Origin of the sequence: Bifidobacterium sp. UBA6881 (assembly GCA_002451435.1) — a bacterium.
Lineage (GTDB): Bacteria > Actinomycetota > Actinomycetes > Actinomycetales > Bifidobacteriaceae > Bifidobacterium.
This window is the reverse complement of the sequence record DKCF01000082.1, coordinates 952-6,183: the sequence shown is the minus strand read 5'-3', so window position 1 is coordinate 6,183 and position 5,232 is coordinate 952. Positions and strand designations below refer to the sequence as shown.

4 protein-coding genes are annotated in these 5,232 nt (G+C 61.9%); all 4 read right to left on the bottom strand.

Features of this window, described 5'->3' with window-relative positions; translation table 11 throughout:
• Nucleotides 1–65: 65 nt before the first annotated feature.
• Nucleotides 66–1,187 carry an NADH:flavin oxidoreductase/NADH oxidase gene (locus B3C64_RS06395; protein ID WP_291534541.1) on the bottom strand — a complete coding sequence of 374 codons (1,122 nt, stop codon included), beginning with the start codon at nucleotides 1,185–1,187 and terminating at the stop codon, nucleotides 66–68.
• Nucleotides 1,188–1,446: 259 nt separating this feature from the next.
• Nucleotides 1,447–3,714, bottom strand: a complete 2,268-nt coding sequence (locus tag B3C64_RS06390; RefSeq protein WP_291534538.1) for a transglycosylase domain-containing protein — start codon at nucleotides 3,712–3,714, stop codon at nucleotides 1,447–1,449.
• 163 nt (nucleotides 3,715–3,877) lie between these two features.
• Entirely contained in the window at nucleotides 3,878–4,591 is a 714-nt protein-coding gene (locus B3C64_RS06385; protein ID WP_291534537.1) for a Crp/Fnr family transcriptional regulator, read from the bottom strand.
• Between the two features lie 62 nt (nucleotides 4,592–4,653).
• On the bottom strand, nucleotides 4,654–5,232 hold a 579-nt coding region (locus tag B3C64_RS06380), incomplete at its 5' end, for a lipoate--protein ligase family protein (RefSeq protein ID WP_291534535.1).

Below are 5,232 nucleotides of genomic sequence, written 5' to 3'. Positions count from 1 at the left end.
GACCAACGCCGATATCATTCGTCCCCAAGCGACGTCTCAAGCGTCAATGGGGAGCACAGCGGCAATCAGCGGAACGCGCCACGCACATACTGCGGCTGGTACGGCGCCTCCTCGACGGGCACGCCCAGCTTGTCGGCCGCGCGCAGCGGCCAATACGGGTCACGCAACGCGGCGCGGCCGATTTCGACAACGTCCGCGGCACCCGATTTCAACACCTTTTCGGCCTGCTTCGGCTTGGTGATCAATCCGACGGCGGTGGTCGACACGTCGGCGCGGGAACGCACCTGTTCCGAGAACGGTACCTGGTATTTCGGTTTGACCGGCACGGTGACGTCGGCGATGATGCCGCCCGTGGACACGTCGATCATGTCGACGCCATGCTTTTTCAGCACCTTCGCCAAGGAAACGGTCTGGTCGAGATCCCATCCGCCCGCGGCCCAATCGGTCGCCGAGACACGCACCAGCACCGGCATGTCGTCGGGAATCACGGCACGGATGGCATCGACCACCTCGACCACGATGCGGATGCGGTTCTCGAACGATCCGCCGTATTCGTCCTCGCGCTCGTTGACCAACGGATCGAGGAACTGCGACAGCAGGTAGCCATGCGCCGCATGCACCTGGACCGCGTCGAAGCCGACCTGCGCGGCGCGCCATGCGGCGTCGCGGAAACGACCGACGATGGCATGGATCTCATCCACCGTCAATTCGCGGGGCACGGCATATTCGCCGAACGCCTTCGCGCTTGGAGCGACGGTCTGCCATCCGCCGAATTCACGGGGCACGCTGGCTCCCTGGAATCCAAGGGAGAAGCATCCCGTGGAGCCTTTGCGCCCGGCATGGTTGAGCTGCACCGCCAGAGCCGCGCCGGTCTTCTTCGCATCGGAGACGATCCAACGCCACGCATCCATCTGCGCATCGTCCCACAATCCCAGATCGCACGGCGAGATGCGGCCTTCCGGAGCCACCGCGGTGGCCTCGACGACCACCATGCCGAACCCGCCCATGGCGCGCGACACGTAATGCTGGTAGTGGAACGGCGTCGGTTTGCCGTCGCATGCCGACGCCGAATACGTGTCCATCGGCGGCAGCCAGATACGATTGCGCACGGTCAAGCCGCGCAGCGTGATCGGTTCGAACAAGCGTGCCGAACCGCTCTTTTTCGACGGTTTCTTGCCTTCCCCCATGATCTTCCCTTCCGATCCATCCCTACGGACCTGATATCCATACGGATCCAGCGTCCATCCGGATCTGTTACATGTGCATTCTAAGCAGAACGCCCGCCGTGCAGGGCGGGCGTTCATCAACTGTTCACTCGGGAACAGCGCCATCGGGTCGGTCCGGCCGATCATGCAGACCATAATCAATCGGTCGTTCACGATCGGCCGGTCGGCCATAATCGGTCAATGCCTGATCATGACCGGCAAGACGGGCCGATGGCAACGGCTATTGTCCGTTTCCATTCTCCGTGGTCGCTTGACCATTCGTGCCTTGGCTGGTCGTGCCTTGGCTGTTTTGCGTGGTCGTGGACTGCCGTTGCGTGGTCGTCGTCGCGGCACCCTTGGTGTATTGCTCCGCGGGTTGTCCGTAATCGTTGTCGACCGGCGCGTTGATGGCCGACAGGTAGGAGTTCATGAACGCCTTCCAAGCCGGGGTGGCGATGTACATGCCGTACCAGCTGGAGTGGTAGGTGCCGTTGATGGTCTTGTTGTCGAAGGTGTTGTGGATCGGGTCCTGCGCGTCGGCCACGGCCACGAACGCGGCCACCTGGTTCGGCACGAAGCCAGCGGTGGTCATCACCGTGTTCTCGTTCGTACCGGTTTTCGCGAAGGTCTTCCGTCCGCCGTCGAGCTGCGTGGTCGAGGCCTCACCGCCCGAGACGACGACACCCTGGTTCAGTGCGTACGACACCGTCTGCGCGATTTCCGGCGAGATCGCCTGGTGGCAATCCGCGGAAGGCACCTTCACGCTCTCTCCACTGCGGTCGGTCACCTTCTTGATGGCGATCGGCGTGCATTCCATGCCGTTGGCGCCCATGGTGGCGTACACGTTCGCCATGGTCAGCGGAGACGCCTGCACGGTGCCGATGGTCATTGGCGGCTGGAAGGAGTTCGCCGAATAGATGTCGGACGCGTTGGTGGTGGCGTTGTGGTATCCCATCTGCTTGGCCGCGTCGGCGATCGCGCACAGGCCGATGGTGGAGGCCATCGACGCCTGCGTGGTGTTATGCGATTTGATCAGACCCTGCAGAGGCGTTTCCGGCGATGTGGTGCCGCCGCCGGAATTCTGCACCGACCATGTGCCGGTGAACGCATAGCCGTTGCAGTTGAACCGCGACATCGAATAGCTGGTGCTGGTGGCCAGCGCCTCGTTGATGGAATGGCCCTGCTGCATCCATGCCACCATGTTGATGGGCTTCCAGGTGGAACCGACGTTGAAGCCCATGCCGCCGCCGTCCTCCTGGTCGACCATATAGTTCATCGACGTCTTGGTCTCGTCGGTTCGCGCGGCATCCGTGGCGTCGTACGTTCGGTTGATGCCGAACGACAATATCTCGCCCGTACCGGGTTTCACCGCCGCTATCATCACTTCGAATCCGGATGGATCGGTGGCGGGAACGGTGCTGTTCGCGGCCTGCATGGCCGCGTTGTTCGCGTTACGGTCGAGCGTGGTGACGATCTTCAGACCGCCTTCCTTCAGCAGCTTCTCACGCGCCTCGCTGTTCTTGCCGAACGCCTTGTTCTTCAGGATCTGGTTGACCACATACGAACAGAAGAAGCCGGTGTTCTCAATGGCGGACTGGCATCCGGAGCTCACGTCCTGCAGGTTCAGCGTGTCCTTCAGCGGGGTGTTGATGGCTTCCTTGTATTCCTTGTCGGATGTGATGAAACCTTGGTCGTGCATCAGCGTCAGCACGATGTTGCGCTGCCGCTCGGCCTCCTTCTGGTTGCTTTCCACCGAGGGATCGAAGTTCTGCGGATTCTTCGTGATGGCCGCGATGGTGGCGGCCTGCACGTAGTTCAATTGCGACGCGGAGACGTTGAAATACCGTTTGGCGGCCATTTCGACGCCGCACAGATTGTTGCGTCCGAACTGCGCGATGTTGAGGTATCCCTGCAGGATCTCCGCCTTGGAATACTTCTTCTCGATCTGCACCGCGATCAGCATTTCCCTCAGTTTGCGGGCGATGGTGTCTTCGGATGCATGGTATTCGGCGATGGGGTCGTCGTCCTCCCTCGCCTGGGTGGCGAGCACGTTCTTCACGTACTGCTGGGTCAGCGTCGAGCCGCCCTGCTGGTCGCCGTGGTTCACATAGGTCTGCACGAACGCGCGGAAGACGCCCTGCACATCGACGCCGGCATGGTCGAAGAAGCGCTTGTCCTCACGGGCCACCACGGCCTGCTGCATGGCCTTGGAGATCTTCTTCAGCGGAACGACCTCGCGGTTCTGGGTGTAGAACTCGGCAAACGCGGTTTTGCCGTCGTTGAAATACATCGTCGAACGCTGGGGAAGACTGGTCACGTCGAAGTCGATTCCCTCGACGGACAGGGACGGGATGACGGCTTTCGCCGCGCTGTTGACGCCGAACACGGCGGGCAGGAAAAACAAGCTCGTCACCAGGCCGCCGCCTACGCATAGCGTGATGTAGGCGACCACCAGCGCAAGCACGCGTTGAACGGTCAAGGCATTCTTCTTCTTGGGCATGGTGCCCATTCTAAAGTGGCGGGTATACTAATCCACCGTTCGCCCAGAGCCGTCACCGGTTCATCACAAAGTGATGTCGAATCTCAAAAAACGCTGGAAATCAGCCGAAAAATCCTTCCGCATTATCCGTCATACCTGCCGACCAATATCGGCGGACCGGAAACCGCGGTGGCTATCTGCGCGACCTGCGAATCAGCATTCCGGGCTGGTAGATGATGATGGAACGTCCCTCGCGTGCGATCCAGCCACGGTTCGCGAAATCCATCAGCGCCTTGTTCACCGTCTCGCGCGACGAGCCGACCAGCTGGGCCATTTCCTCTTGGGTGAGATCATGCGGCACCTTCAGCCCGGCCTCGACCGGTTCCCCGAAGCGCGCGCCCAAGTTGATCAGCGTTTTGGCGAGCCGTCCGGGAACGTCCATGAACACCAGATCGGAGATGCGTTCGTTGTTGTCGCGCATGCGGTGCGCCAGCACCTGCAGCATGTCCACGGCGACCCTGGGATGTTCGTCGAGCCAGGCGAACAACGCGTCGTGTTCGAGCCAGACCACCTGCGTCCTGTTGCACATGGCGACGGCGGATGCGGTGCGGGGGCCTCCGTGGGGGTCGAACACGGGAATCTCGCCGAGCACCTCGCCATAGGCGTGGATGCTCAGCAGCTGCACGCGCCGGTCCGCGGCCTGACGGATGAGCTTGACCCGTCCCTTTTCCAATAGATACATGCGATGGTCGGTGTCGCCCTCGCGGAAGATGAAGTCGCCCTTGCTGTATTCGGCGCGCTGCAGATGCGGAAGCAGTTCCTCCGCCTCCCTTGGCGAGACCTGCTTGAACAGCGCGGTATGCAACAGGGTGGAGCTTTCCTCCTCGGTTCCGTTCGGTGTCATCATCAGCGTCGCCACCTCCGTTTTCGTACGCCGTCACGCGCCGACCCAACTTCTCGGCATTCGCGCTATATTGTAACTCGCCGCGCGGCCGCGAGCAGGGCCCCAACCACAGCGTCACGGCTCATTCCCGTCTGCGAGCGCATCGGATCCACCCTTTTTACCGCCGATTTCACGGCTTTGTCGGACATTTTCTCGCGTGACGTGCGCAACACACGAGACATTTTCAGCGCATCGATGTCGTAGGCGAGCGTGACGTGGTGCAGCACCGCCCCAGGGCCGCCGTCGCGTGGCGCGAAGCGGCGTTGCGCGGCGCCGCCGAGTTTGCCGTATTGGGTGGCGATGTCGTTGAGCCCTGAGAACCGAACATCGAGGCCGAGACCGTCCAGCGCCTCCACAAGCCAGTGGTCGCACAGCCTGTAGGAGTCTTCGATGCTGATGCCATGCACGAATTCCAAGGGGGCATACAGCGAGTAGGTGATGGTGTTCCCGGGTTCGATGAACATCGCGCCGCCTCCCGTGCAGCGTCTGACGATATGGAATCCTCCGTCGCGGGCGGCCCGCGCATCGACTTCATGCTCCAGGGATTGGAATCTGCCGATGACCACCGCGGGCGCGGCCCATTCCCAGATGCGCAGCGTCGGCTC